Source organism: Paenisporosarcina sp. OV554 (genome assembly GCF_003058165.1).
GTDB lineage: Bacteria > Bacillota > Bacilli > Bacillales_A > Planococcaceae > Paenisporosarcina.
On the sequence record NZ_QBUC01000065.1, the window covers coordinates 1 to 2,481 of the forward strand.

Below are 2,481 nucleotides of genomic sequence, written 5' to 3' on the forward strand. Positions count from 1 at the left end.
TGTAACCGTCAAGTAGAATTTTACACTTTCCGCTAATTTCCCCTTTACACTTTTGCCGAAAACAAATGCTGTCTATTTTTCATCCGATAGCTATCGCCATCCATATGGACGACCTCCACCCGATGCAATAGACGATCTAAAATCGCTGTCGTGATTCCTTGATCGCCCATTAATTCACTCCACTGATCTGGACTTTTATTCGAAGTTAAGATGATTGAACTTCGTTCATATAAATGATTGATTAACTGGAAGAACAAATTGGCTTCCCGTTGGTCCATCGCCATATACATCAAGTCGTCGATGATGACCAAGTCAGCTGCCTGTAATCGTTTCATCTGTACCTGTGACTTATGCGCAAATTCTTGGGTTTTCAATAACTGCATCAGTTCGCCCATCGTCACGAAATATACGTGAAACCCTCTTTGAATAGCTTCTATGCCTAAGCCGATGGCTAGAAAAGTTTTTCCTACGCCCGGTGGGCCTAAGAGAATCAAATTGTATTGTTGCTCTAACCAGCTAAACTCTAGTAGCTGCGCCAACTGGCGCTCTGTCAAAGCAGATTGTTCTTCCACTCTGAATTCATTTAAGGATTTAACGTAGGGGAAACGAGCCCACTTCACTCTTCGCTCAACGCTTTTTGCTTCACGTTTTGTTAATTCAAAAGAAGTGATTGATTCCAGAAATTCTAAATAAGTCCACGATGTTTTTTCAGCTTCACGAAGGAGCTGTGGAAGCTCCTCAGCGGTTTCAGCTAATCGTAGTTGACGAAACTGTTCTTGTAATTCATTAACTGTTTTGTTCATTGGGCCCGTCCTCCTAAAATACGTGTATATGCACTCAGAGATCGCGTTGTCACGTCAATTTTGATTTTAGCTAGCCGAACATTGCTGCTTTCTTTGATTATCGGTAAGGATTCAGATTCGGTATTCACTTTCTTAAAATGACTGACTACATCTCGGAAGTCATTGGCACTATAGAGTTTTTCAATTAGGCACTTTTGAAGTGTCTGGTTAATCCACTCCGGGTTATTCTTGATGACGGTTTCAAGAATCGCTAATTGGTCGCGGCGGTAACGCGTATATTTTAGGCAAATTTCATCTACATAAGTCATTGCTGCTTCCTGCTCTTCAAAGCTAGAAATTACACGTTGCTTGAACTCTTCAATTCCTTTCGAACGGTCACGCGAATGATTGCGGTTTTTAATGAGTTTTCCTTTTTCAGCACTGATTTGATGTTCAGCTATAATCTCACCATTTGCCTGCTTACGAATAATCAATGTGCCCCGTTTTCCATCTTTTATCTCGATGAACACTTGGTTCTCAGCTTGTGATCCATAAGTTCCTAATGGAACTGAGTACCGATTGGACTTGAAACGAATCGTATTGTCCTTGCCCACATTCCTTGCTATACTATGGGCATGAGTACTTTCATTTGAAAGTAGAGGAGAGACGGGTTGTAAGTGTTGCTTTTCGACGAGAAACACTTCAACTGGTCTTTTTTTCGTTGTCTGGTGTACATTTTTATTGCCAGTACGCTCTAGCCAATGCAATGCACGCTCATTCCAATCCTCACTATCGCTAAATACACGGCTATCTGCGAAATTCCCTTTTATGTATTTCACCACATTTTCAATCATCCCTTTTGATTCGGGATCAGCTTTCCGACATAAATGAACCTTGAATTTACGTTCCCTCACGTATGTTTGAAAATCAGATGTTAACAATAAGTCACCGGCATTTTCACTGACTGTAAGCAAGTGGTCTTGATCATAAACTATTTCTTCTGGTCGTCCACCATAAAAGTGAAAGGCATTCTCATGACAACGGATGGCATCCTTTGTTGTAAAAGGTCGATCTTGCCATTCCATATACTTGTAACGCGAGTGGGCTAACACAAAGGCGATGAAATAGAGCTTCACCTCTTTTTTCATAGTCGTCTTTTGCTTAGTTTCTCCCCAGTCAACCTGAAGCTGCTTGCCCATTGGTTGTTCAGAAACAGCTTCATATTGTCTTACTATAGTTTTTTTCTCAATTTGATAGATTTCACGTACTTCACTTACATATAAACGAACTGTACTTTCTCCTATATTCAAATCTGGATAACGCTCTAATAACCAGTCTTGAATCTGTGCTGCACTCAAATGCGGATATTCTTCTAACCAAGCGACAATCCAATCCCGATAAGGATCCAACTTCTTTGGTTTTCGATGAGGATTCCCTAAGTACTCTTGGGCTTCTTCAAATGTCATTTCTAAATATTTATAGACCGTAGGTCTTGAAATTTTAAGTTCATCGGCGATTTGTGCAATCTTAAACTTTCTCTCATGTAGCTGACGAATCTTTAAATATAGCATTAACTTATCCTCCAAATGGCTAACCTCCAATAAACGAATACATTCAGTTTACTGGAAGTTCGATTCTATTTGGCGAAAGTGTAAAAAGGATCTTAGCGGAAACTGTCAATTTTATATTAGCGTTTACA

2 protein-coding genes are annotated in these 2,481 nt (G+C 39.9%); both read right to left on the minus strand.

Annotated features, from left to right (window positions below; all coding sequences use genetic code 11):
• Positions 1–44 precede the first annotated feature (44 nt).
• Positions 45–803, minus strand: a complete 759-nt coding sequence (gene istB, locus C8K15_RS19880) for an IS21-like element helper ATPase IstB (RefSeq protein WP_108588118.1) — start codon at positions 801–803, stop codon at positions 45–47.
• Positions 800–2,353: an IS21 family transposase gene (gene istA / locus C8K15_RS19885; RefSeq protein WP_108588119.1), complete on the minus strand. Its 1,554-nt coding sequence runs from the start codon at positions 2,351–2,353 to the stop codon at positions 800–802. Before istA ends, istB begins: the two co-directional genes overlap by 4 nt.
• Positions 2,354–2,481 lie beyond the last annotated feature (128 nt).